This is a genomic window from Janthinobacterium sp. PSPC1-1 (genome assembly GCF_049897625.1).
GTDB classification, from domain to species: Bacteria; Pseudomonadota; Gammaproteobacteria; order Burkholderiales; family Burkholderiaceae_D; genus Janthinobacterium; species Janthinobacterium tructae.
Genome location: NZ_JAFCWP010000034.1, coordinates 1 through 727 on the forward strand (window position 1 = coordinate 1; position 727 = coordinate 727).

The 727-nt window shown below is 57.8% G+C and carries 2 protein-coding genes; both read right to left on the reverse strand.

Annotated elements, in window-relative coordinates; all coding sequences use genetic code 11:
* Positions 1–371: condensation domain-containing protein (locus ACP7EG_RS27690; protein WP_426090249.1), on the reverse strand; the 371-nt coding region annotated here is incomplete at its 3' end.
* The coding region (locus tag ACP7EG_RS27695; protein WP_426090250.1) for a phosphopantetheine-binding protein at positions 368–727 on the reverse strand (360 nt) is incomplete at its 5' end. The genes ACP7EG_RS27690 and ACP7EG_RS27695, both read right to left, overlap by 4 nt.

A 727-nucleotide genomic window follows, 5' to 3' on the forward strand; every position in this document is an offset into this window, starting at 1 on the left:
CGCGCGATGATGCGGGCAAACGCCTGCTGCGCCAGCGCCACGTCGAAGTGTCCCGTCACGCGCAGCGCCGCCGGCATGTTGTAGTGCGCGCTGCCCTGCTCCAGCTGGTCCAGGAACCATAAACGCTGCTGCGCAAACGAGAGGGGTAGATGGGGAGTGCTGCGTTCCCGAACAGGTATGCGCTCCCAGTGACGTTCCTGTTTTTCTCTGCCAGCCAGCAAGGCAATGATCTCTTCCTTCCAGTGCTGAATACCGACCTCCATATCGACAGACAAATCGCCTTCATAGTCGGCATATAACTCGCCATCTTCAAGCGAGAACGTGATTTCAGCGGCCATACATGCATCCAAAAACAACTCGAAGCGCTTCATACAATTCTCTTTCTATTCGATTTTTTGTTGCCACTAGCGGCTATCATTGCAGCACGTCGTTCATTGTCCACTTGAGGTAGTCTGCCCAGTACAATTTTGCTGGCAAGCGAACGTAACTGGTCGGCGAGGAAAATATCGCGCAGATGTAGTTCCACAGAAAAGGTCTGACGGATCGCAATCCTCAAACTCACAACGAGCAGCGAATGCCCGCCCAGCGCAAAGAAGTTGGCGCTCGCACTCACCTGTTCCGGCGCCACGCCCAGCAGCTTGCCCCAGATGCCGGCCAGCAGCCGTTCCGTCTCCCCCTGCGGCGCCACATACGCACCCTGCGCGGCCGCCAGGTCCGGCGCCGGCAG